18 protein-coding genes are annotated in these 23648 nt (G+C 52.1%); 10 read left to right on the plus strand and 8 right to left on the minus strand.

The window, feature by feature from the left end; translation table 11 throughout:
- Positions 1–147 precede the first annotated feature (147 nt).
- On the minus strand, positions 148–591 hold the full coding sequence (locus tag ABO_RS03125) for a hypothetical protein (protein WP_011587890.1): 444 nt from the start codon (positions 589–591) through the stop codon (positions 148–150).
- A 99-nt stretch (positions 592–690) separates the two neighbouring features.
- Between ABO_RS03125 and ABO_RS03130 the strand changes: the two genes are divergently transcribed.
- The 4 genes from ABO_RS03130 to ABO_RS03145 all read left to right on the plus strand — a co-directional run bounded on the left by ABO_RS03130 (position 691) and on the right by ABO_RS03145 (position 7158).
- Positions 691–1623 (plus strand): M23 family metallopeptidase, encoded by a 933-nt coding sequence (locus ABO_RS03130; RefSeq protein WP_011587891.1) that lies wholly within the window; start codon positions 691–693, stop codon positions 1621–1623.
- A 256-nt stretch (positions 1624–1879) separates the two neighbouring features.
- On the plus strand, positions 1880–4603 hold the full coding sequence (gene secA / locus ABO_RS03135) for a preprotein translocase subunit SecA (protein ID WP_011587892.1): 2724 nt from the start codon (positions 1880–1882) through the stop codon (positions 4601–4603).
- Positions 4604–4815: 212 nt separating this feature from the next.
- A complete protein-coding gene (argJ, locus tag ABO_RS03140; RefSeq protein WP_011587893.1) occupies positions 4816–6039 on the plus strand; it encodes a bifunctional glutamate N-acetyltransferase/amino-acid acetyltransferase ArgJ in 1224 nt (407 codons plus the stop codon).
- A 180-nt stretch (positions 6040–6219) separates the two neighbouring features.
- Positions 6220–7158, plus strand: coding sequence for a Nudix family hydrolase (locus ABO_RS03145; protein ID WP_011587894.1), 939 nt, complete (start codon positions 6220–6222; stop codon positions 7156–7158).
- 113 nt (positions 7159–7271) lie between these two features.
- Here ABO_RS03145 and ABO_RS03150 read toward each other — a convergent pair whose 3' ends face one another.
- The 5 genes from ABO_RS03150 to pilB all read right to left on the minus strand — a co-directional run bounded on the left by ABO_RS03150 (position 7272) and on the right by pilB (position 11990).
- Positions 7272–7472 carry a DNA gyrase inhibitor YacG gene (locus ABO_RS03150; RefSeq protein WP_011587895.1) on the minus strand — a complete coding sequence of 67 codons (201 nt, stop codon included), beginning with the start codon at positions 7470–7472 and terminating at the stop codon, positions 7272–7274.
- A gap of 21 nt (positions 7473–7493) precedes the next feature.
- Positions 7494–8114 (minus strand): dephospho-CoA kinase, encoded by a 621-nt coding sequence (gene coaE, locus ABO_RS03155; protein ID WP_011587896.1) that lies wholly within the window; start codon positions 8112–8114, stop codon positions 7494–7496.
- Between the two features lie 62 nt (positions 8115–8176).
- Complete coding sequence (locus ABO_RS03160) at positions 8177–9052, minus strand: prepilin peptidase (protein ID WP_011587897.1); 876 nt, start codon at positions 9050–9052, stop codon at positions 8177–8179.
- Between the two features lie 2 nt (positions 9053–9054).
- A complete protein-coding gene (locus ABO_RS03165; RefSeq protein WP_035460653.1) occupies positions 9055–10281 on the minus strand; it encodes a type II secretion system F family protein in 1227 nt (408 codons plus the stop codon).
- A 2-nt stretch (positions 10282–10283) separates the two neighbouring features.
- Positions 10284–11990 carry a type IV-A pilus assembly ATPase PilB gene (gene pilB / locus ABO_RS03170; RefSeq protein ID WP_011587899.1) on the minus strand — a complete coding sequence of 569 codons (1707 nt, stop codon included), beginning with the start codon at positions 11988–11990 and terminating at the stop codon, positions 10284–10286.
- A 534-nt stretch (positions 11991–12524) separates the two neighbouring features.
- On the opposite strand from pilB, the gene ABO_RS14630 reads away from it, so the two are divergent.
- Together ABO_RS14630 and ABO_RS03180 are read left to right on the plus strand one after the other, a co-directional pair.
- Positions 12525–12971 (plus strand): pilin, encoded by a 447-nt coding sequence (locus tag ABO_RS14630; protein ID WP_011587900.1) that lies wholly within the window; start codon positions 12525–12527, stop codon positions 12969–12971.
- Positions 12972–12986: 15 nt separating this feature from the next.
- A complete protein-coding gene (locus ABO_RS03180) occupies positions 12987–14354 on the plus strand; it encodes an O-antigen ligase family protein (protein ID WP_041704871.1) in 1368 nt (455 codons plus the stop codon).
- 55 nt (positions 14355–14409) lie between these two features.
- Here ABO_RS03180 and nadC read toward each other — a convergent pair whose 3' ends face one another.
- Both nadC and ABO_RS03190 read right to left on the minus strand, forming a co-directional pair.
- Positions 14410–15252: a carboxylating nicotinate-nucleotide diphosphorylase gene (gene nadC / locus ABO_RS03185; protein WP_011587902.1), complete on the minus strand. Its 843-nt coding sequence runs from the start codon at positions 15250–15252 to the stop codon at positions 14410–14412.
- 115 nt (positions 15253–15367) lie between these two features.
- Positions 15368–16705, minus strand: coding sequence for an alanine/glycine:cation symporter family protein (locus tag ABO_RS03190; protein ID WP_011587903.1), 1338 nt, complete (start codon positions 16703–16705; stop codon positions 15368–15370).
- 211 nt (positions 16706–16916) lie between these two features.
- Here ABO_RS03190 and ABO_RS03195 point away from each other — a divergent pair, with 211 nt between their 5' ends.
- The 4 genes from ABO_RS03195 (at position 16917) to aceE (ending at position 23648) form a co-directional block, all read left to right on the plus strand.
- Positions 16917–19154: a DUF1631 domain-containing protein gene (locus ABO_RS03195; RefSeq protein ID WP_011587904.1), complete on the plus strand. Its 2238-nt coding sequence runs from the start codon at positions 16917–16919 to the stop codon at positions 19152–19154.
- Positions 19155–19208: 54 nt separating this feature from the next.
- A complete protein-coding gene (gene ampD, locus ABO_RS03200; RefSeq protein WP_011587905.1) occupies positions 19209–19775 on the plus strand; it encodes a 1,6-anhydro-N-acetylmuramyl-L-alanine amidase AmpD in 567 nt (188 codons plus the stop codon).
- On the plus strand, positions 19772–20620 hold the full coding sequence (locus ABO_RS03205; protein WP_011587906.1) for a membrane protein: 849 nt from the start codon (positions 19772–19774) through the stop codon (positions 20618–20620). Before ampD ends, ABO_RS03205 begins: the two co-directional genes overlap by 4 nt.
- Positions 20621–20975: 355 nt before the next feature.
- Positions 20976–23648, plus strand: a complete 2673-nt coding sequence (gene aceE, locus ABO_RS03210) for a pyruvate dehydrogenase (acetyl-transferring), homodimeric type (protein WP_011587907.1) — start codon at positions 20976–20978, stop codon at positions 23646–23648.

Genomic DNA, 23648 nt, shown 5'->3' on the forward strand with positions numbered 1-23648 from the left:
GCGGTAAAGTAAAAAGTAAGTTGGAAAGCGAGTTGGCCGCTTCGGATCAGGATGACCCGGAAGTGATGCTGGCTCCGACCGAAGCAATTCGGTTGTACGTCGAAGTCCTGTGGACCACCTGGCCGTCTCCCGCGGCCAGGTGGTTATTTATCGGGCTCCCCCGCGGCTGGCTAGCCGCAGTAATGATGCTTTTAACGCATCATCCTCGATGGCTTCGGCCACTGCTTCTATATGCTGGGCACTTTCTTGGGCTAAATGTGGCCTTACTGTTTCTTTGGCATGCCTATTGCTTTGCATGGGTTGGCGTTTGCCTCCGACCACGATTTTGATCTGCTCCCCGGGCATGGCTTGCTGAAGCTTCGGGAGATGGAAGCGTAAGAGTTGAGCGGTGGCGCTAGTTTCTGTAATGGCCAGCCAGCGGTGTTGATCTTCCACAAGCGCCACTCGCTCACGAAGGGCGGGGGGCAGGCAGTCCAACGGATCATCTTTCTCTTGTGCAGGAACCTTGCGGGCTTCTTTTACCAAGGCTGACAGAGCGGGGTGACCGCTTAGCAGAGAGAGAAGGGCTTTGGGCGACGTTGTCTTGCTCATGGTTTTTACTTAGACTAGCCTGCAGATTGTAAAAAAAATTATAAGCGTAGTATAACTTGTTGAATTGAATGACTTTTAGATGGTGCGTTACGAAACGTTATGAACATCATAGTCCTTAATAGCAAGCGCGGCCATTCGCGCACACTGCCCGTTCCCCGTCATTGGCCTTGGCTATTGGCTGTGGTGCTGGTGGCGTTTCCTGTCCTTATTGGTGTTAGTGCTTACCTATTGGCTTATAGGGTCGGTGGTCAGCCTGAATTCGCCTCAATGATGACGAAGCGCTTTGCCAGCCAGCTGGAGCAGCAACAGCTGGCGCTCTCTGAACTGGATCAACAAAGCCAGGAACAATTCCGAGCGTTGACCCTTAAGTTGGCTCAGGCTCAAGCGCGTCTGGTTCGCCTGGATGCATTGGGCGAGCGCTTGGTTGAAGTGGCCGACATTGGTGGTGACGAATTCGATTTTAGCAGTGTCCCCGGTGTAGGCGGCCCAGAAGCTTCAGAAGAGGGGGCCAGCTACGAGTTGCCATCGTTTATGGTAGCGCTAGATCAGATGACTACTACGCTGGAGCGTCGCGAACGTCAGTTGGATATTCTGGAGGATCTGTTGGCGGATAAGCAACTGGAAGATCAGACCTACCTGTCTGGCCGTCCGCTGACCAAGGGCTGGATGTCCAGCCGTTTTGGGCGACGTTCCGATCCATTCTCCGGCCGCGTAGCTTGGCATAAAGGGGTCGATTTCGCAGGCAAGGAAGGAACGCCGATTGTGGCCACCGGTGCTGGCGTTGTGACTTATTCCGGTGAGCGCTCTGGTTATGGAAAAATGGTTGAGATTAATCACGGTAATGGTTTGTCCACTCGCTACGGGCACGCTATGGAGCTGCTGGTTGAACCAGGAGAAATTGTTCGAACCGGTGATGTGGTGGGCAAAGTGGGCAGTTCTGGTCGTTCGACAGGTCCACACGTGCATTATGAAGTGCTCAAGAACGGTGCTCAGGTGAACCCTCAACCTTATATTTATCGCGCACGGCGGTAGCAAAATTGTGAAAAATGGCCCCGTAAGGGGCCGTTTTCGTTAAGCGCCCTTGATAACCTAGATTACCACCTTATCTCTTCATCCTATTGTGTTTAGAATGGCTGGGCTTGTGGAAGAAGGCTGCTCATTTGGATTCTGTGCCAGATCTGACGTCTTTCGTGAAGCTCACCAGTTTCGCGCAACAAACTATGTGTGCGGTGAATCACTTTGCCGCCACCGGGCTGTTTGTCCTGACTTTTACTGAACCGGAAGTTTTATGCTGGGTACCATCGTAAAAAAAATCATCGGCACCAAAAATGATCGTGAACTCAAGCGAATGGCAAAGTTGGTCGATGCCATTAATAGCCATGCAGAAGCGATGGCTCAGCTTACCGATGGCGACTTGCAACACAAGACTGAAGCATTCCGGCAGGCCTTTAAAGACGGCAAGACCTTAGATGAATTGTTGCCCGAAGCGTTTGCGGTTGTCCGTGAAGCCTCGACTCGGGTGATGGGCATGCGCCACTTTGACGTGCAAATGATGGGCGGGATTTCCCTGCATGAAGGGCGCATTTCTGAAATGCGTACCGGTGAAGGTAAAACGCTGACGGCGACGCTCCCCGCCTACCTGAACGCACTTTCCGGTGAAGGCGTACATGTGGTTACGGTGAATGATTACCTAGCCGAGCGTGATGCTAACTGGATGCGCCCGTTGTACGAATTTCTGGGCCTGTCTGTCGGCATTATTCTTTCTCAACAGCCCACCGAGCACAAGCGTGCGGCGTATGCTGCGGATATTACCTACGGTACTAACAACGAATACGGTTTTGATTACCTGCGTGACAATATGGCTTTCCGCTTGGAAGACCGAGTTCAACGTGGGTTGAACTATGCCATCGTCGATGAGGTGGACTCCATCCTTATCGATGAAGCTCGTACCCCGCTGATTATTTCTGGCCCGGCGGCGGACTCATCTGAGCTATATCAGGCCGTCAACCTGCTGATGCCGCAGTTGCAGAAGCAGGAAGAAGAAGGCGAGGGTGATTACTTCATTGATGAAAAGCAGCGTCAGGTGGAGCTGACGGAAGCTGGTCATCAGAAAATTGAAGCGCTGTTGGTCAATAACCAGTTGTTGGAACAGGGCGAAAGCTTGTATGCGGCCCATAACCTGGCGTTGCTGCACCATGTGCATGCGGCGCTTAAGGCCCATGCCTTGTTCCATATTGACCGGGATTACATAGTACAAGATGGCCAAATTGTGATTGTTGACGAGCATACTGGTCGTACTATGCCCGGGCGACGCTGGTCGGAAGGCATTCATCAGGCCATCGAAGCGAAAGAAGGCCTCAATATTCAGCAGGAAAACCAGACGCTGGCCTCGACCACCTTCCAGAATTATTTCCGCCTGTATAACAAGCTGTCAGGAATGACCGGTACGGCTGATACCGAAGCACTGGAATTCCGTCAAATCTACGGCATGGATGTCGTCGTGGTGCCGACGAATAAGCCCATGGTGCGGGTTGATGCCAATGACCTAGTTTATCTAAGCCTACAAGAAAAATTCGATGCCATCGTTAAAGAGGTCACCGAAGCGGTGGCTAAGGGTGCACCTGTGTTGGTAGGAACGGCGACCATTGAAGCGTCGGAATACCTTTCCAAACGTTTGAAGCAGGACAAGGTTCATCACGAAGTATTGAATGCCAAGTTTCACCAGCGCGAAGCTCAGATTATTGCCCAAGCAGGCCGTCCGGGAGCGGTGACCATTGCTACTAACATGGCGGGTCGCGGTACGGATATTATGCTTGGCGGTAACCCAGAAGAGCAGATTAAACATATGGAGACTCCGTCCGAGTCGGAAGCGGAGAAAATTCGGGCCGAGTGGCAGGCAAACCACGATACGGTTATGAAAGCGGGTGGCTTGCATATTATCGGCACTGAGCGCCATGAGTCTCGCCGTATCGATAACCAGTTGCGTGGCCGTGCCGGTCGTCAGGGTGATCCGGGCTACACTCGCTTCTTCCTGTCCATGGAAGATGATCTGATGCGAATTTTTGCGTCAGATAAAATTCGTAATCTGATGCGCTCTTTGGGCCTTGAAAATGGTGAGGCGATTGAGCATCGTTGGGTGACCCGCGCGATTGAAAACGCTCAGCGCAAGGTCGAAGGACGCAACTTCGATATTCGTAAAAATTTACTTGAATATGATAATGTGGCTAACGACCAGCGTCAGGTTATATACGGTCAGCGTGATCAGATTCTGGAAGCCGCAGATCTGGTTAACTCGGTGAAAGGGATCCGCCGTGATGTCATCACTGAGCTGGTTCACGACTATATGGCGCCTGGTTCCGTTGAAGACCAATGGGACATTCCTGGTCTTGAAAAGACCCTCGAAGCGGAATTCCAGTGCCACGCTCCTGTGGGGCAATGGCTCAACGAGGATAATCAGCTCCACATCGAAGGCTTGATTGATAAGCTGGTTGAGAGCATGGACGAGGATTATCAGCGTAAAGAGGCGGAAATCGGTACCGAGGACCTGCGCAAAATCGAAAAGCATCTCATGCTGCAAATTCTCGATCGTCACTGGAAAGAGCATCTGGCGAACATGGATCACTTGCGTCAGGGTATTCATCTGCGAGGTTATGCCCAGAAAAATCCCAAGCAGGAATACAAGAAAGAAGCGTTCGAATTATTCCAGGGCCTGCTTAATCAAATTCAGCACGAGTTGATTCGCGTGCTGCACAGCCTCCAGGTGCGTCGCGATGACGAAGTGGAGCGCCTTGAGCAGCAGCGCGAAGAGGAAGCGCGCGAGCAAGCTGAAAAAATGAAGATGCAGACGGTGGCTGAGCCAGGTACGGATGGTAGTGCTCAACCACAACCAAGTCAGCAGCAGGGTGAGCAACCTAAAACCATGGTCCGTAATGGCCGCAAAGTAGGGCGTAACGAGCCTTGCCCTTGTGGCTCTGGTAAGAAGTATAAGCAGTGCCACGGGAAAATCGAATAGAGGCAGCTTCAAGCTATACGATTCAAACTGCAAGAACAAACAAAGCACCGGTAATGCCGGTGCTTTGTTTGTTTGGGTTTGTGGTTTTGGCCTAGCGTTAACGTTTTAATTTGTATGTCGACTTGGTGGCGCCGTCATCTGACAAAATACTAAGAGTATGCCGCGACGCTCAATGTTTGGCAGAGCGCTTTTTTCATAGCAAGCTTTAACACATGGATAGCAGGAAACGCGTTATGACACAGTCTGAGTGGTTGCCGGTCCCCGGCGTGCGGCTTGCCGCGGTTGAAGCGGGTATCAAGAAAGCGAATCGTAAGGATTTGGTGCTGCTGGAGTTGGCAGAGGGTAGCCGTGTCAGCGGGGTCTTCACGCTTAATCGTTTCTGTGCGGCGCCAGTTCAGGTGGCGAAAGCCCGCTTGGCCACGACCACGCCTCGCTATCTGATGATCAATACCGGTTACGCCAATGCCGGCACGGGTAAGAAAGGTCTGGAAAACTGTTTGGCGAGTTGTGAGCTGCTAGCCAAAGCGGCGGGCTGTCAGGCGGATGAAATTTTGCCCTACTCCACCGGAGTGATTGGTGAGCAGTTTCCTTTGACGGCGTTTGCTTCCGGTTTGCCAAAGGCTCTGGCTGCGCTCGACCCTCACCATTGGGGACGAGCGTCGGAAGGTATCATGACTACGGATACTTACCCGAAGCTCACCAGCCGGCGGGTGGAAATGAATGGTGTGCCGGTGACGGTGACGGGGATGTCCAAGGGCTCAGGCATGATCAAGCCGAACATGGCCACCATGCTTGGGTTTATCGCCACCGATGCACCAATTGCCAAGCCGTTGCTGGACCAGTGGGTGAAAGCGTTGGCAGATAAATCTTTCAACCGGGTGACGGTCGATGGTGATACCTCCACGAATGACGCCTGCATGTTAATTAGCACGGCCCAGGCGGAAATGGATCAGATTACGGCATTGGATGACCATAGCCAGTTGTTGTACCAGACGCTTGAAGAAGTCTTCACTGAACTGGCCCAGGCCCTGGTGCGTGATGGTGAAGGGGCGACCAAGTTTGTGGAGATTACCGTGGCGGGTGCTGCCAGCGAGAGCGACGCACGCGTAGTGGCAGAAACCATTGCCCATTCACCTCTAGTGAAAACCGCCCTATTTGCTTCTGACCCGAATTGGGGCCGTATTCTGGCCGCCATTGGCCGGGCACCAATTGCGACGCTTGATGTGGACAAGGTTAACGTCTGGCTGGGTGACTTGCCGCTGGTGGAGAAAGGGGGCGTGGCGGATAGTTACCAGGAAGCTCAGGGTGCCGCGGTGATGGCGAAACCGGAAATCACCATACGTGTCGATTTAGCATCAGGGAATGCACAGTGCACGGTCTGGACCTGTGATTTCAGCTATGACTACGTGAAGATTAATGCGGAGTATCGAACTTAAAGACGCATTATGAGACGCATAAGAAGCATATGTTACAACAGAAAAAACGCTATATGCTTGTTGCAAGAACCCAGCGGTAGGTCGAATTAGCCTCAAAGGCGTAATCGCATAATGACAAACCGCTGAGCGCGTAAAGAGCTTGCTTGCACGCAGCTTCTCGCAGAGATTTGGAAAACCCCCATGCCAACAAGCCCAACCCCTTCAATCATTGTCGTTGCCGGTATTATTCGTGGTAGTGGCCATATTTGCCTGAGCAAGCGTGCTGACCACCAGCATCAGGGTGGCTGCTGGGAATTCCCCGGTGGCAAGGTGGAGCCAGGTGAAACGCTGGGCGCAGCCTTGGCTCGGGAGCTAGAGGAAGAGCTCGGCATGGTGGACGCAATCTCTACCCCCTTTATGACGATTGCCCATCAGTACGATGATTTACATGTGACCTTGCACTTTCGCGATGTGCATGCCTGGCAAGGCGAACCTGAAGGGAAGGAAGGGCAATCGGTGCAGTGGTTTGTTCCGCAGGCATTGGCGGATTTGCGCTTTCCGGCGGCGAATCAACCGGTGGTGAATGCAATACGCTTGCCCGAACAATTGGTGATTGCTCCGGAGGATATCTCACTTCATGAGTTATTGGCGGGTATTGATCGATTGGATGCAGGGCGACAGGGGCTTTATCTGCGGCAGTGGAGCGACCATGCTGAAGTGTCGACCATCGTGGGGCTCTGTAATAAAAAAGGCCTAAAGGTCTGGCTGCGAGCTTCAGGTCCACAGAGCGAGGTGATAGCGAAGGCGCTGGGTGTATTTGCCTTGCATTTTCCAGGGCGAGTTCTGGCGCAATTGGATGAACGCCCCGCGTTTGATGGGATCACTAGTGCAGCGGTTCATGATCTGGCCTCACGGGACAAGGCTGTGTCTCTTGGCCTGGATATGGCGCTGGTTTCGCCGGTCTTGCCCACGCCAACACACCCGGGTAAACCTGTATTAGGCTGGCCGCAGGCTGAGGTGCTAATGAAAGGGACACCGCTTGCTTGTTATGCGTTGGGCGGAGTTATGCCGGGGGACCTGGTCAGCGCTCGTGACTACGGTGCTGTTGGTGTTGCGGGGATCCGAGCTTTTTGGCGGTGATGGGCTTCCACATACTCTACAGGCCCCCGCCTAGTCGACTGAGCGTGGTAGCGGCGCAACCTAGTATCTTCAATGTCTTATGGTAACTCATAGCCTGTTGCGGCAAAAAATTCTTAAAATTCCTCAAAATCTCCTGGCGCATCATCGGCGCCGGGAATGGCATGGCGCTCGGTCGCCCAATCCCCTAAATCAATAAGCTTGCAGCGTTCGCTACAAAACGGACGCCAGGCGTTGTTGTCCCAGCGGGTTAGGCTTTTACACTGGGGGCAGGGATAAGTCTGTGTGGGTTTCTTGGCCGGGGTGTTGTCAGTCATTTTTTTTACACGTGTCCATCTTTATGACGTTGCTTGCGCGAGTTCCAGATAACGCTGGTGTAGCACTTGAAGCTGTTCGTGGAGGGCCTCTAGCGAGCCGTGATTTTCCGCTACATCATCTGCTTGATCTAGTCGCTTGGTCCGCTCCAGCTGTGCTTTCATGATGGCCGCGACCTGTGCTTCAGGAACTTGATCTCGTGTCATCGTGCGCTCCACCTGTAACTCTGCGGGAGCATCAATGACCAGGACTCTGTCCACCAGTTCTTTTTGTGACGTTTCCAGCAACAGGGGAGAAACCAGTACTGTGTAGGCTGATTGGCTGGCGGCGATCTGGCGTCGTAGCTCATCACCGATGGCTGGGTGGGTAATACCTTCCAGAGCTTTTAGCGCGTCTGGGTCAGCAAAGACAATCTCGCGTAGAGCCCGCCGATCCAGAGCACCATCGTCGGTGATGACATGCTTACCAAAATGTTCGGCAATCGCCAGCAGGGCGGGTTGACCTGGCTCCACGACCACTCGTGACGCCAGATCTGCATCCACAATGGTTATGCCTTGGTGGGCCAGATAATCCGTGGCCGCGCTTTTACCACTACCTATTCCACCAGTGATGCCAACAACAAACATAATCACTTCCGCTTGCATGCATCACGCCACCTACTCACACACGGTGCGAAAGCAAGCGTGATATGTGGGGCGTGCCTGCGTTAGAGTTTAAACATACCCAGATACGAGCTGACGATACTATCGCCCCAGAGCAAGGCAATCCACCCGGCTGTGGCGAGATAGGGGCCAAAGGGGATTTGCGCGCGCCTTTCACCGCTAAATATCATCATGGCGATAGCAAAGACTAGCCCCACGATAGACGATAATAGAATGATCACGGGTAGGTATTGCCAGCCAACCCAAGCACCCAGTGCAGCCAACAGCTTGAAATCGCCGTAGCCCATACCTTCTTTGCCGGTGATTAGCTTGAATAGCCAATAGATGCTCCACAAGGATAAATAGCCCATCATCGCGCCAATGACAGCATCATTTAGTGAAACCGGAGACACCCCCGTCACTGCAGCCAGCAAGCCTGCCCACAATAGCCAGTAATTTAGGGTGTCTGGCAGTAATGTAGTATCCGCATCAATCATGGCAGCAGCTAACAACACCCAGGTAGCAAAAAGCGTGAATGCCAACCAGGGGCCATAACCAAAGTGCCAGGCGCAAAGTCCCGCCAGGATCCCGCTGACAATTTCGATAATGGGGTAGCGCTTACTGATCGGTGTTTTGCAGCCCCTGCACTTACCGCGCAGGGCAAGCCAGCTAAGCACTGGGATATTCTCATACCAGCGGATCGCATGGCCGCATTTCGGGCAGCGCGAGCGCGGCGTTGCTAGGTTGAAAATACCATCGGTTTCTTCCGCTGGTAGCTCAAGCACTTCACGGGCTTCTTGCTTCCAGCTTCGTTCCATCATTAACGGTAAACGGTGGATGACTACATTTAAAAAACTGCCTACCAGCAGCCCCATAACAACACAAAGCCCGATCAGAAGGGTCGGACTGGAAGAGAGAAGCATCAGGGAATCTGAAATCATGATTAACCTACAACTTGGCCCATCTGGAAAATTGGCAGATACATGGCAATAATTAGGCCACCTATAAGTACGCCTAGCACAGACATAATCAAGGGTTCCATCATGCTAGTTAATCCATCAACAGCATTATCAACTTCGTCTTCATAGTAGATCGCCACTTTCTCTAGCATGGCGTCAAGTGCCCCTGATTCCTCACCAATGGCGGTCATTTGTAGTGCCATGGAGGGGAAAACACCTGTGCTGCGCATAGCGAACTGTAGTTGCTGTCCGGTGGAAACGTCTTCTTTTATTTGTAATACAGCTTTTCGATAAATTACGTTGCCTGTGGCTCCTGCACAGGCATCTAGAGCATCAATCAGCGGAACGCCTGCGGCAAAAGTAGTGGAGAGCGTGCGGGCGTAACGAGCAATAGTCGCTTTAAAGGTAATGTCGCCGATGATAGGAAGCTTCAGTAGTGTACGATCTATCCAGTTTCGACACCCTTCCGAACGCTTTCGTGCCTCGTTAAATGCGATGGAAAAACCGATTAGGGATAGAATGATTATAAGAAAGTTAGATTGAAGCCCTTCGGATAGGTTAATTACGAATTGAGTAAAAGCGGGTAGCTCAGCGCCAAATCCTTCAAACAGTTCTTTAAAAGTTGGCACTACCTTTATTAGGAGGATTGCTGTAACGATAACTGCAACACAAATAACGGCAATTGGGTACTTTAAGGCTTTCTTGATTTTTTGCTTTAAGGCTTCACTCTTTTCTTTGTAAAGAGCTACCCGGTCCAGCATTGTTTCGAGGGCGCCCGATTGTTCTCCTGCGTCGACAAGGCTGCAATATAAATCATCGAAAAGAAGTGGGTGCATTCGTAGTGCGCCAGCAAAATTATTCCCCCCCTCTACTTCTGTCTTTAGCTTCATTACGACAACCTTCATTGCTGGGTTGTCTAGCCCATCAGCAACAATCTCAAAAGCTTGCACCAAAGGTACACCGGCTTTCATCATTGTGGCCATTTGGCGGGTAAAAATAGCAATATCCATGGGGGTGACCTTTTTTTTACCCCCCAAATTTATCTCACGCTTTTTTGCTACTTTTTTTGCATTGATGCCTTGCTTGCGTAGTTCCGCACGAACCAGTGCGGCACCTTTACCTGAGGTTTCCCCTTTAACTTTTTTTCCCTGACGGTCCACGCCTTCATAGGTAAAAGTGGCTAATTTTTTTTGTGTTGATTTAGTCGCCATAATCAATGTCCGCTTGTGACACGGTTAATTTCTTCTAGGCTGGTAACCCCTTGCATTGCTTTTACCAATCCGGAGCGGTGAAGGTTATTAAAGCCCTCCTTGCGGCACTGGTCGGCAATTTCGATAGAGTTACCCTCTTCCATAATAATGCGCGCGATGCCGTCTGTGATTTTAACGACTTCATAAATCCCCACTCGCCCTTTGTAGCCGTTCTTGCATTTGTCGCACCCTACCGGTCCGTACACAGTAAACTCGTTGGCGATATCGTCTTCCGTGAAACCCATCTCAAGCAAGGATTGTTTAGGAATATCCACTGGAGTTTTGCAGTTTTCACACAGGCGCCGGGCTAAACGTTGGGCAATAATTAATAATACCGAGGTGGCAATGTTGAAGGAGGGAACGCCCATGTTGCGAAGACGAGTTAGAGTTTCCGGTGCGCTGTTAGTGTGGAGGGTGGAAAGTACCAGGTGACCTGTCTGGGCCGCTTTCACAGCTATTTCTGCTGTTTCTAAGTCACGAATTTCTCCCACCAGAATGACGTCGGGATCCTGGCGTAGGAAGGCACGTAGTGCTGATGAGAAATTCATCCCTTGTTTCGGGTTCACATTAACCTGGTTAACCCCCTCCAAGTTGATTTCAACCGGGTCTTCGGCGGTGGAAATATTGAGTTCTGGCGTATTGAGAATGTTTACTCCGGTGTATAGTGAAACGGTCTTGCCTGAGCCGGTGGGGCCAGTGACTAGTATCATGCCTTGTGGTTTATGCAGGGCATCCAGGTACATCTGTTTCTGATCATTTTCATAACCCAAAGCCTCGATGCCCATTTTTGCGGATTCCGGGTCCAGAATACGCAATACAATTTTTTCACCAAATAAGGTGGGGCAGGTGTTCACCCGGAAATCGATGGCCCGTGTCTTGGAAATTTTCAACTTTATCCGGCCATCCTGAGGGACTCGACGTTCTGAAATATCCAGCCGAGACATGACCTTTAGGCGCGCAGCAAGTTTGCTGGCGATATTGATAGGTGGTTTCGATACGGTTTGCAGGATGCCATCTTGACGGAAGCGCACCCGATAGGTTTTCTCATAGGGCTCGAAATGCAAATCTGATGCTCCGCCCTTAATGGCATCAAGAAGAAGTTTATTCACGAAGCGGACAATTGGTGCATCATCGGCACCAGATTGAGTTTCATCTTCTGTTTCTTCATTCGAACTAATGTCCAGGTTTTCTAGTCCGGCATCCAGGTCGCTAAAGGCATCATCTTCGGTCTCGGACTCCAACGCTTCGATCCATTGGCTTAGCTTGTCTTCCTCAACAATCACCGTTTCTACATTAAGGCCAGTATTAAAACGGATTTCTTCTAGCGCAGGTAAATTAGTAGGATCGGATACCGCAACAAAGAGGCGGCTTCCGCGCCGGTAAAGGGGGAGTACGTTGTGTTTATTGATCAGCTTAGGGTCGACAAGGTCCTTTACTAAGCTATCGCGCTGGAAGCTGTTAAGGTCAAAAATAGGGTCGCCAAATTCTTCCGCAACGGCGCTTGCTACCTGCCTAGCCGTAAGTTTCCCACTAGCAACGATCTGTTTAATAAGGCTGGTTTTTTCTTGGCGAGCCTGTTGCAGGGCTAGCTGTATGCTCTCTGCGTCTAGCAGGCCCTGCTGTATTAATCGATGCGGTAAGCCGCTAAATGAGGTGGTTTGGCTAGTCATGGAAACCTGCTTGTTTATGCTTAGTATGGTCGGTACGGCCAACACTTTTTTCCTAACATACCGGGTGTGCCCATTGCTGGGAAGTCCGGATATCGCAAAATCGGTATCTTGCCATCGGGTTCTCAATTATTTTTGTATTTTCCTATACCTTACAAAAAGTGCTCCCGGTGAGGCGGAAAATGGAAGATAGCCATATCAGTTGCTTGCAACGCATGGAAGATAGAGTGGAGGTAAAGTTGTGAGCAGTGTTGCTCGCTAGGTATGGTGCGGCAAATCGACCGAGTGGATGTTGATAAATGACGCATACCTCTTGGGTTGTGACGCTGAGCGTCATTAGGTGACGTTAATTGGTGTGAGGGAGGGACGTTGTTGCTGTGAATTTCTAGGTGGGGAGGCATGCTGAACACGGAAACTCCCGCTCTTACATGATTTCGCGAGAATAAGTTTAAGTTGGCACGCTCCATGCTTTGACTTCATGTAGATGCTCGCCAAGGGGGAGCTCGAAAAAATTTGCCAATGATTGGAGAAAACAAAATGAAGAAGCAAATGCAACAGGGTTTCACCCTTATTGAGCTGATGATTGTAGTTGCTATCATCGGTATCTTGGCTGCCGTGGCTTTGCCTGCTTACCAGGATTATACAACTCGTGCAAAAATGTCAGAAGTTATTGGTTTTGCTGCATCCGCTAAAACTGCGGTGACTGAATGTATCCAGAATGATAATGCGACGGCAGGTTGCAACTCTAATAGCGCAGTTGGAATGGATGAGGCCGAAAACATTACCAGTACGTATGTAGAGTCTGTCACTGTTGGTGCTGATGGACAGGTGGTGGTTGCAATCCAAGGAACCAATGATGACACTCTTGATGCGGCATCTATTAGCTTGACTCCAAGCCTGAGTTCTGGTGGTGGTGTTAGCTGGAGCTGCGCACCTTCTGCTACAAGTATTAACAAGTTCTTGCCAGCTAGCTGCCGCTCTTAATTTCGGATGGCTCGTTTGAATAAAGAGGGGGCGTTAGCCTCCTCTTTTTTATTTATCAGGTTTGAATGGCTTGTCCTGTTAGGTTTGTCACTTTCCTTCTTGTTGATGGTTCAGCCATTCTTTCTTCTTGGAGGGCTGCACCCCTTTGATCATCAGCGTTCTATTGAGATCGTCTTCCTTTCCATTTCTTTTCTTTTTTTGGTTCCCTTCATTTCTTTGAGAAAAGTCCCTTTTCTGTTCTGGGTGATGGGTGCGCTGTCGATGTTAAGTGCTTTTTTGGGAAGTGCTGGTGTGGCCGGTTGGGCACAAGAGACAAGGTTTTTACTATGGGCCGTCTTGCTATTAATTTTTCCATTTTCTTGGACTTTCGTGGCGACACAAAATAAAAAAATCATTTCTGTGATTTTTTTTGTGGGACTTTCTTTGTATTTTATTTATGTGATTTTTGGAACGTATTTATTGCTGGGCCAGGGCGTGGTTGATCCCGCTTTTGTGATTTCTGGTTTTGCTAATATTAATCATGCTGCAGGTTTTTTGGTTCTTGGTTTTTTTATGCTGCCAGGAATAGAAAGCTGTTTGTCTGATTACAGAAGGGTTGTTCTTCCTTTTTCCACACTTGTTGGAGGCGGTTTATTTTTATTTGTCCTAATAATTATGGCTAGAGGAAGCTTTCTTTCAGGGTTGGCTGTGGCGATGTTTTTAGTTTTTTTTTGTAAAGGTAGGGCGCGAAAAAAATACTCTATGCGTTTGCTGATGTATGCGGCGATTGGGACTGCATTGTATTTTGTATTTTATTTTGATAGCAGTTTTTTGAGGGTAGAAGAAAATTATATTGCCAGTCTTTATCGAGATACCGGAAGAATTGCTTTGTTTAGAGAGGGGATTCAAGGCTGGTTTGAATCCCCTTTGCTTGGGAATGGGCCGCTTTCGTTTTCTCAGCTCAGTAGTGTTCCTGAAGCACATCCCCACAATATTTTGATTGCCTCGTTGTATGAATATGGTGCTTTGGTAACAATTATTGCTGTTTATTTGCTAATAAAGGCGGCTACAGTTTACCTCAGAGCAGGATATGTGGCCGATCAGTCCATGTTACATATAGTCGGCGGGTCAACGATTGTCTGTTTTCTTTCTTATGCGCAAGTAAGTGGCCTAACCATGATCGCCCCCTCAATGTTATTGCTGGCGCTAGCGGTGGGGTTTGCTTTTGAAAATGTCGTTTCAGAGAGGCCTAGGCCTGATTTCCTGACGAATTTTAGCGGAAAGCGAGCCGTTGGAGCTTTTATGATTGTGCTGGCCTTCTTTAGCTCGTCAATTTTTTATTATCAAGTCTCGACTGAAAATATATCAGGTGCGCCAAGGTTTTGGTTGCAGGGTAAATTGTAGGAGTCTGAAAAGGGCCTTGGTGTGCCCATGCTCCGTGGTTATTTTGAGGGCTTCCTTACCTTATGCGAAGAGAGAGATCAATAGCTCTTACATGCTTGGTTAACGCTCCGGAAGACAAAAACCAGTGCCGGCTCTTTGGTAGCTCTGCCGCATTACCCACAGTCAAATTGCCTGATACTTCCAATACTGATTCAACTGCCATACCGGCCGCTTCTGCCAGCATTTCTACGCTAAAATTATCGAGCATAATCTGGTCCGGCATTAGTTTGGCTGCTTCTTCAAGCTCCGCCAGTGTTTCCACTTCCACTATGATTTTCTTTTCCGGCGCCAGTGCTCGGGCGCGCTTAATAGCGGCGGTGATGCCGCCGCAGGCCGCTACATGGTTTTCCTTTATCAGGAAGGCGTCGTAGAGGCCGATGCGGTGGTTTTGGCAGCCGCCGCAGAGTACCGCGTATTTCTGGCCGGCGCGCAGGCCGGGTAGGGTTTTACGGGTGTCGAGGATAGTGACCTGGCTGCCGGCCACGGCATCCGCGTAGCGGCGGGCGGTGGTGGCGGTGCCCATCAGGGTTTGCAGGAAATTGAGGGCGGTGCGTTCGCCGGTGAGTATCTTGCGAGTGTTACCGCGCAGGGTGCACAGGGTGGACTCTGCCGAGAGGCGGTCGCCATCACGGACATGCCATTCAACGTCCACCTCTCCCAGCTGTTTGAACACTTCGTCGGCCCAGGGAATACCGCACATGGTGGTATCTTCACGGGTGATGATGGTGGCGCTGCTGGTGCTGTCTGCGTCGATCAGCTGGGCGGTGATATCGCCATCGCGGATATCTTCTTCCAGAGCGAAGGTCACATTGCGGGTGATATCGTCACGCACGTAGTCGGGGAGGTTGGCGATGGTCATGGGATCTCTTAATACGGTTACTGATCACGGCCTTGCCCTCACTCTCTAGGGTTGAGGGTGAGGGCAAGGGACCATGACAATGGCGGTTGATGGCGGGGCCGTCAACCGTCAGTGGCTAATCTGGGCGGTTGGCGAAGAACTCACGACTCAGCCGAACCACAATGGGCGACAATAATAACAGAGCGATCAAGTTTGGCACGGCCATGAGGATATTCATGATATCGGCCAATGCCCAAACAAAGTTCAGGCTGACAAGCGCACCCAAGGGTATAGCTAGTACCCAGACGATACGAAACGGCATGATCGCTTTGTTGCCGAACAGGAACTGTGTGCAGCGTTCGCTGTATAAGCTCCAGCCGAGCAGGGTGGTAAAGGCAAAAACGGCCAGGCTACAGGCCACGATGATGTTGCCGGCACTGCCGAAGGTAGACGAAAACGCCAGGGCGGAAAGGGGAGCGCCTTTAACGCCACTGTCCCACACGCCAGTGGAAACAATCGCCAGCCCGGTGACGGAACAGACAATAATGGTGTCAATAAAGGTGCCCAGCATGGCGATTGAGCCTTGCCTGGCGGGGTGGTCGGTGTTGGCGGAGGCGTGAGCAATGGGTGCGCTGCCTAGGCCGGCTTCGTTGGAGAAGATACCCCGAGCCATACCGAAACGGATTGCCTCTTTTACCAGTGCCCCGGCAAATCCCCCGGCGGCGGCGGTGCCGGTGAAAGCGCTTTCAAAACACAAAGCCAATGCACCAGGGATGGCATTGGCGTGGTCCGCTAGAACCACCAAGCCCGCCAGTAGGTAAGCCAGCGCCATGAAGGGCACGATAAACGTTGCGACGGTGGCGATCCGTTTCATGCCGCCCAGTACCACCATGGCGACCAGTACCGCTAGAGTGACGCCGGTGATCCAAGGGGGCAGGCCAAAGCTGTCGCTGAGGCCGTGGGCCACGGAGTTGGCCTGAACACTGTTGCCAATACCGAAGCCGGCAATCATGCCGAATACTGCAAAGGCGATGGCCAGCCAGTGCCAGTTCTTGCCCAGACCATTCTTGATGTAGTACATGGGGCCGCCCACATATTGACCGGCAGCATCTTTTTCCCGGAAGTGCACGGCAAGTACGGCTTCGGCGTATTTGGTGGCCATGCCCACCAAGGCAATCAGCCACATCCATACCAGTGCTCCGGGGCCTCCGGAGTGAATAGCAGTGGCTACGCCGACAATATTGCCGGTACCAATGGTGGCAGACAGGGAAGTGGCGAGGGCGGCGCCTGCGCCAATGGTGCCCACACCGCGCTGGGGGCCAAGCATTTGCCGAAAACCAAAGCCCAGCTGGCGTAGGGGCAGGAAGCCGAGAACAAGCGTCAAGTATATGCCGGTGCCCGCGATGAGAATGAGCGCCGGCCATCCCCACAGCAGACCGCTAATCTGTTTGAGTATGGTGACTGTCTGTTCCATGGTTATCGTCCAATCCCCGAAAAGTCTTAGGCTAGGGGAATTTCTGAGGCAGGGAAAGCTGCGAGTCTGTTTGTGATTGCTCGTACGCCGCTCTTTCAGTGCCGACTAGTTCAATATTGTTACAGGCTGAGAGCGTTATAGTAATAAAGCATTAATGCGTTAGTTCCATGTTTCTCACCAGCCTGTCGCGGGTTCGCCTGCCGGGGGAGCAATGTCCAAGGTTACACAGCTGAAACCGGTTTCCGGGAAGGTCTTGCCAGGCCGTATGCCACGGCCCCTTGAGAAGGTGTGTGCTCGCTATCTTTTCCTGAGTGGCGCTTACCTGGGAGATATGTTGGATGGCGCTGATGATAAGTTGTACGACCTTGCCGAGAGAGAGACAGACGGAGAGCGTGAGCGCTATTTCGAGGCAATGCGTGAGCTGCGTATCCAGCGGTCTGGTTTGGTGGCCAGCTTCAAGCAGGCGCTCAACCATCAGTTTTTAAGCCTAGCGAGGCCGCCGGAAACGCAAACGCTGGAGCAGAACCCGGTAGACCTGGATTCCTTAACGCTGGTCAACGAGGACGAGTTAGAAACCTCCGTGGCGCTGGATAATATGGCTCGCCGGGCCCGTAACGGCTGTAACGAGCAGTTGAAGGTGCTTTGCCACCGTATTGAGTACTTATTTGAAAGCAAGCGGGAGGTGAACGAGCACAACAATCCCCTTGAGCCTCGTCAATTGGTGGCCTGCTTTAGTGAAGGCTTGGAAAAGCTGTCGTTAGATATTAAGGCTCGTCTGATTATTCTCAAGCTGTTTGAGCGGGAAGTGATGGCTGAAACCGGCTATCTGGTCAGTGAGGCCAACAAGGTATTGATTGATGCGGGGGTGCTTCCGGAGATGAAGTCCGCCCCTATCGCTCCGGCACACAAGCCCGGTTCCCGTTCGCTGGCCAACCAAGGTAATGACAACGTCATGCCCACAGCGGGCAATGCCGGCGTGCACAGTAACGATCAAGTGTTCGGTCTGCTTCAGGAGCTGCTGGTTACCATGCGTGGCATGCAGGCTAGACCGGGGGATGGTGCGTCCGACGTCGCTAGCGAGGCACCTATGGCGGTTATGCAAAACGGGGTGCCTTATATGAACGGTGCTCCGTTGGCCAATGCGGCGTCGGTGCATCAGGTTAATTCGGATGATCTACTCGGTGTACTGAACCGCTTGCAACGGGTAGAGCGTAGTCTAGGGGAGGATGAAGGTGAAGAGCGTGCCGACCTGAAAACGGACCTATCCGAGTTGCTCGACAATGAGCATGGTGAAGCCATCCACGCACTGGATCAGGCTGATGACGATGTCATTAATCTGGTGGCCTTGCTATTCGACTTCATTCTGGATGACGAAGGCCTGCCCTCAGACATCAAGGCACTGCTTGGCCGCCTGCAGATCCCGCTGTTGAAAGTGGCGATTATGGATAAGGCCTTCTTTAATAACGACAACCACGAGGCCCGCTTATTACTGAACATGCTGGCCCGAGCAGGCAGCCAGTGGGATCCCCATCTGGGTATTCAGGATGACCTATATCAGCGAATTAATCATGCTGTGCATCGCATCATTGATGACTATGAAGATGATGCCAGCCTGTTCTCCTCATTATTGCAGGAGTTTCAGCAATTTTTCGATAGCCAGAAAACTCGCTCCGACCGTGTGGAACAGCGGGTCCGTGAAGCGGAAGAGGGCAAGGCCCGTGCAGAGCAGGCTCGCCGTGAAGTGGTGACGGTACTGGATAACCGTATGGCTGGACGGCAACTACCGGATGTGGTCGTACGCTTGCTTCGCCAGGGGTGGCAGCAGGCTTTGTATTTGACTTGGTTGCATGAGGGGGAGAATAGTCCTCTGTGGCAGCAGCAGGTGAAGGTAGTGGATGCGGTGGTCTGGAGTGTGCTGGAGCACCGAGATCAGGACGCGCTAGAGAAACTCAAGACGCTCAGCCCCAAGTTGCTGAAGACCTTGCATGAGGGCCTGACGAAGATTAATCACGATGCGATGGAAACTAAGCAGTTGTTGGTTAAATTCCGTGATGTGCACCACCGGTTACTCAAGGGCTTGCAGACCGAGAGGGTGGCAGTGGAGCCGGAGCTGCCCGCCCAACGGGCACAGCCAGAGACCGCTCCTGAATTGCCAGAAAACCATTTTTTGGTGAAAAAATGCAGCCAGCTGGCACCCGGCCAATGGATAGAAATTCAGGACAACGACGAACCCCGTCGCGCGAAGTTGGCGGCGAATATCCGTGCTGGCGTGAAAATAGTGTTCACCAACCGCCGTGGCATTAAGGTACAGGAGTATTCCGCTTACACCTTGGCCGTTGCCCTGCATAATGGGGCTGTTAAACTCATCGATGAAGGAGCCCTGTTTGATCGGGCTTTGGAAGCAGTTATTGGCGACCTGCGTCGTATGCAAGGCAATGTGCAGCACTAAGGGCTAAAGTGCAGCACCGGCTTCCTTAGGCGCAGGCAAGAGGAGTTTGCGCGGGTGCTTACCCTTTCCGAACATCGAGTCGACCAGGCGCAATGGTGCCCCTCCCCTAATTTCAACGATCGTCCTGATCCTGCTGATATCTCCCTGCTGGTGATTCACAACATCAGCTTGCCCCCGGGACAATTTGGTAGTGGCCATATCCAGGCGTTGTTTCAGAACTGTCTTGATCCGGCGCAACACCCTTATTTTGAAACCATCCACCAGCTGACGGTGTCGGCTCACTTCTTGATTCGTCGCAATGGCAGCCTGTTGCAGTTTGTGTCGTGCGACAAGCGTGCCTGGCATGCTGGGCTCTCGGCGTTCCAGGGCCGTGAAAACTGTAATGATTTTTCTATCGGTATCGAGCTAGAAGGTGCCGATACAATGCCTTATGAAACCGCCCAGTACGTTACCCTTGTTGCGCTTACGGGACTTTTGCAGCATCACTATCCTGCTATTGTCGACGCTCGTATTGCTGGCCATGAGCACATTGCGCCGGGAAGAAAAACGGATCCGGGCCCTGCCTTCGACTGGTTGCGTTATCGTCAGGAATTAGCCAATTTTAAGGAGAAAAGAGCATGAAGTTTATCGTTCTTATTGTGGTTATGGGGTTGCGACGGATGGACCTTGGTTGGTCTACATTGCTGGCAGATGATGAACGGCATCAGCGTTGGTTGCAGCGATGCGGCAGCCGCATTGGCCAGCCGGCTCGTGTTTGGTGGGTTGCGGTGCTGTTGCCTGCTGTGCTGATTGCTTGGGCTGCATGCTGGTTATCAGGTTTCTGGGGCCAGCTGCTCGTCTTGGGGCTGGGCATCCTGTTGTTGCTTTGGTTGCTTGGCAGTTACAGTGAATTTCGTTATGTGGATGAGCTACTGGTGCGCGGTCGCATGAATGATCCAGATGGCTTTTCGGCCTTGGCTACTGACGAATTTTCCGTGACTGGGGTGCCCGGTGATCCGGCCTACCACCAGCAATTGAATGAGCAGATCTTGGCGCGTGAGGAGCGGCTGTTCGTGGCGATTTTCTGGCTGGTTTTGTTAGGCTTTGGTGCCGCGTTCTTGGTGGTGATGAATCATGCCTGGTTACAACATAAGAGACGACATGGCAGAGAAGAAGATGCTCCAGTCTGGCAACAGACACTGGATAACTGGTTGAGCCTTCCACCCCGGCAGTTGCTAATCCTCAGCATGGCCCTGGCGGGTAACTTCAGTGCGGCGATGAACCGTATGCGTGGTAGTTGGTGGCAGTTGCCTCCGTCTGCTTCGCTGCTTCTGTCTGTGGCTCATGTGGCGCAGGAAGAAAGCTCTGAGGCCTGCCCCGCCACGCTGAACATTGCGTTGGATCAGCTGGAAGCGCTGCACGGTTTGCTGCTGCGCTGTGTCGCCATCTGGCTGATTGTGGCCGCTCTGTGGATTATGCTGCTATGAGAATGGCAAGCAGGACCCTGTTTCTCAAGAGCCCCTATGGGAAGGGAAAAAGGGTCCAAAATAACCGACATTGGTCGAATTTACGTTTGCTGGCGCCGGGTTCAAGGTAGTGAAATAACTGGAAAAATGGTCAGCATATTGTGCTGGTTAAACGTTCTCGCCACTGGCCAGCTTGACCGACAACCGGTCTGCAGCGCTAGTATAAAGCGTCACCGGTAACGCGGCAGTCATGCTGCTTAGCCTCCGGTACAGCGACACCACAAGTCTCAGGCCCAGCCACCCTTTGGGCCTCTTTTTAGCGTCGTTGCAGTGATCCTGCGACGGCGCTTGGCAACGCGAAAAAGGACGCACGCCCATGCAAAAACGTAGTTTTTTTGATGACGTTGATCCGGCAGAAACCCGAGAGTGGCTCGAAGCCCTAGAATCGGTGGTCGAGCGCGAGGGCCCGGAGCGAGCAGCCTGGTTACTCGACGTCATTACCAACGAAGCCCAAGAGCAGGGCGTTTATCGTACCCACCTCAATACGCCATACCTGAATACGATTGCCCCCAAAGACGAAGCCGCCATTCCCGGTGACATGTTCATGGAGCGCCGCATTCGCTCTCTGATCCGTTGGAATGCCATGGCCACAGTCATGCGAGCGAACATCGATAACGATGATGAGCTGGGTGGGCATATTGCTTCCTTTGCCTCCTCGGCCACGCTTTATGATGTGGGGTTTAACCATTTCTTCCGTGCCCCCAGTGAAGAAAACGAGGGCGACTTGGTGTTCTTTCAGGGACATTCGGCACCGGGCGTGTACGCGCGGGCCTACTTGGAAGGGCGTATCAGTGAAGAGCAGTTGGATAATTTCCGCCGAGAAGTGGATGGTAAAGGGCTTTCGTCTTACCCGCACCCTTGGCTGATGCCGGACTTTTGGCAATTCCCCACTGTATCCATGGGGCTGGGGCCGATTCAGGCCATTTATCAGGCCCATATCATGAAGTACCTGCAGAATCGGGAATTAATCCAGCAGGATAACCGCAAAGTGTGGGCATTTCTTGGTGACGGAGAAATGGACGAGCCCGAGTCCCTCGGCGCTCTTGGCCTGGCAGGCCGAGAGAAGCTGGATAACCTGGTGTTTGTGGTGAATTGTAATCTGCAGCGACTGGATGGCCCGGTGCGCGGTAATGGCAAGATCATTCAGGAACTGGAAGGTGTGTTCCGTGGTGCGGGCTGGAATGTTATCAAGGTCGTGTGGGGGCGTTTGTGGGATCCGTTGTTGGAAAAAGACAGCGAGGGCCTGTTGCGCCGCCGCATGGAAGAATGTGTGGACGGCGAGTATCAGGCGTATAAGAAAAATGGCGGGGCTTATACCCGCGAACACTTTTTCGGTGAGAATCCGGAGCTAAAGAAACTGGTTGAGCACATGAGTGACGACGATGTGTATCGACTGAACCGGGGTGGCCACGACCCGTTCAAGGTGTATGCGGCCTATCATGAAGCGGTGAACCATACGGGTCAGCCGACGGTGATTCTGGCCAAAACGGTTAAAGGCTACGCCACCGGTGCCGGTGAAGCGGTGAACAAGGCTCACCAAATGAAGAAACTGGACTTGGAGAGCCTGAAGGATTTCCGAGACCGTTTCGATATGCCGTTCACCGATGAACAGCTAGAAGATGTTCCCTATTATCGTCCAGCGGATGATTCCCCGGAGCTGCGTTACATGAAGGAGCAGCGCGACAAATTGGGTGGTTACATGCCTGTGCGTCGACGCAAAGCGAGTCAGCAGTTAACCATCCCTGGGCTGGATGTATTTGCCAACTTTCTGGAAGGGAGTGGTGACCGTGAAATTTCCACTACCATGGCCTTTGTGCGCATGATGAGCACCCTGATCAAGGATAAGCAGATTGGTGATCGGGTGGTGCCTATTGTGCCCGATGAAGCACGCACCTTTGGTATGGAGGGTCTGTTCCGCCAACTAGGTATTTATTCCTCTGGGGGGCAAAAATACGAACCCGAAGATGCCGGCCAGATTATGTATTACCGGGAAGAAAAGAAGGGCCGAATTCTTGAAGAAGGGATCAATGAGGCCGGCGCCATGTCCGGCTGGCTTGCTGCAGCTACCAGTTATAGCGTTCATAATTTTACCCTGATTCCGTTCTATATCTATTACTCCATGTTCGGCTTTCAGCGGGTGGGCGACCTGGCCTGGGCAGCAGGGGATTCACAGGCACGGGGTTTTCTATTGGGGGCCACAGCAGGGCGCACTACGCTTAACGGTGAAGGTCTGCAGCATCAGGATGGTCACAGTCATATTCTTTCCAGCACGGTACCCAACTGTGTCAGCTACGATCCCACCTACAGTTATGAGCTAGCGGTGATTCTTCAAGATGGCCTCAGACGCATGTATGAGGATAACGAACGGGTGTTTTATTACCTGACGTTGATGAATGAAAACTACATTCATGGGGCCATGCCCGAGGGGGCCGAAGAAGGTATCCGCAAGGGCATGTATCTGTTGCGCGAAGGTAAAGCGAAGACCAAGAAAAGCCCTAAAGTGCAGCTGCTGGGAAGCGGTACGATTTTACGTGAAGTGGAAGCGGCGGCAGAACTGCTACGGGAAGATTTTGACGTTGCGGCTGATGTGTGGAGTGTGACCAGCTTTAACGAACTGCGCCGTGAAGGCCTGAAAATGGACCGCGATGAGATGCTCAACCCGGAAGAGGAGCGTCCGGCAAACTGGGTAGAAAAATGCCTGGATGGTCGTAGTGGTCCGGTGATTGCTTCAACGGATTACATGCGGGCCTATGCCGACCAGATTCGTCCCTGGGTGAACGCGCCCTACACGGTTCTAGGAACGGATGGATTCGGGCGCAGTGATTCGCGCCAGAAGTTGCGTCACTTCTTTGAAGTCGATCGTTACTTCGTGGTTCTGGCCGCTCTTAATGCCCTGCGCAAAGAGGGCAAAGTTGAGGTAGGGCTAGTAAAACAGGCCATCGAGAAATACGGCATTGACACGGATAAACCCTATCCGGTGATGCATTAA

The sequence above is a fragment of the Alcanivorax borkumensis SK2 genome, assembly GCF_000009365.1.
Lineage (GTDB): Bacteria > Pseudomonadota > Gammaproteobacteria > Pseudomonadales > Alcanivoracaceae > Alcanivorax > Alcanivorax borkumensis.

Bases quoted from the DNA above. Each gene is read 5' to 3' on its own strand.
- ABO_RS03125 (WP_011587890.1), bottom strand. From the start codon at position 591: ATGAGCAAGACAACGTCGCCCAAAGCCCTTCTCTCTCTGCTAAGCGGT.
- ABO_RS03130 (WP_011587891.1), top strand. From the start codon at position 691: ATGAACATCATAGTCCTTAATAGCAAGCGCGGCCATTCGCGCACACTG.
- secA (WP_011587892.1), top strand. From the start codon at position 1,880: ATGCTGGGTACCATCGTAAAAAAAATCATCGGCACCAAAAATGATCGT.
- argJ (WP_011587893.1), top strand. From the start codon at position 4,816: ATGGATAGCAGGAAACGCGTTATGACACAGTCTGAGTGGTTGCCGGTC.
- ABO_RS03145 (WP_011587894.1), top strand. From the start codon at position 6,220: ATGCCAACAAGCCCAACCCCTTCAATCATTGTCGTTGCCGGTATTATT.
- ABO_RS03150 (WP_011587895.1), bottom strand. From the start codon at position 7,472: ATGACTGACAACACCCCGGCCAAGAAACCCACACAGACTTATCCCTGC.
- coaE (WP_011587896.1), bottom strand. From the start codon at position 8,114: ATGCAAGCGGAAGTGATTATGTTTGTTGTTGGCATCACTGGTGGAATA.
- ABO_RS03160 (WP_011587897.1), bottom strand. From the start codon at position 9,052: ATGATTTCAGATTCCCTGATGCTTCTCTCTTCCAGTCCGACCCTTCTG.
- ABO_RS03165 (WP_035460653.1), bottom strand. From the start codon at position 10,281: ATGGCGACTAAATCAACACAAAAAAAATTAGCCACTTTTACCTATGAA.
- pilB (WP_011587899.1), bottom strand. From the start codon at position 11,990: ATGACTAGCCAAACCACCTCATTTAGCGGCTTACCGCATCGATTAATA.
- ABO_RS14630 (WP_011587900.1), top strand. From the start codon at position 12,525: ATGAAGAAGCAAATGCAACAGGGTTTCACCCTTATTGAGCTGATGATT.
- nadC (WP_011587902.1), bottom strand. From the start codon at position 15,252: ATGACCATCGCCAACCTCCCCGACTACGTGCGTGACGATATCACCCGC.
- ABO_RS03190 (WP_011587903.1), bottom strand. From the start codon at position 16,705: ATGGAACAGACAGTCACCATACTCAAACAGATTAGCGGTCTGCTGTGG.
- ABO_RS03195 (WP_011587904.1), top strand. From the start codon at position 16,917: ATGTCCAAGGTTACACAGCTGAAACCGGTTTCCGGGAAGGTCTTGCCA.
- ABO_RS03205 (WP_011587906.1), top strand. From the start codon at position 19,772: ATGAAGTTTATCGTTCTTATTGTGGTTATGGGGTTGCGACGGATGGAC.
- aceE (WP_011587907.1), top strand. From the start codon at position 20,976: ATGCAAAAACGTAGTTTTTTTGATGACGTTGATCCGGCAGAAACCCGA.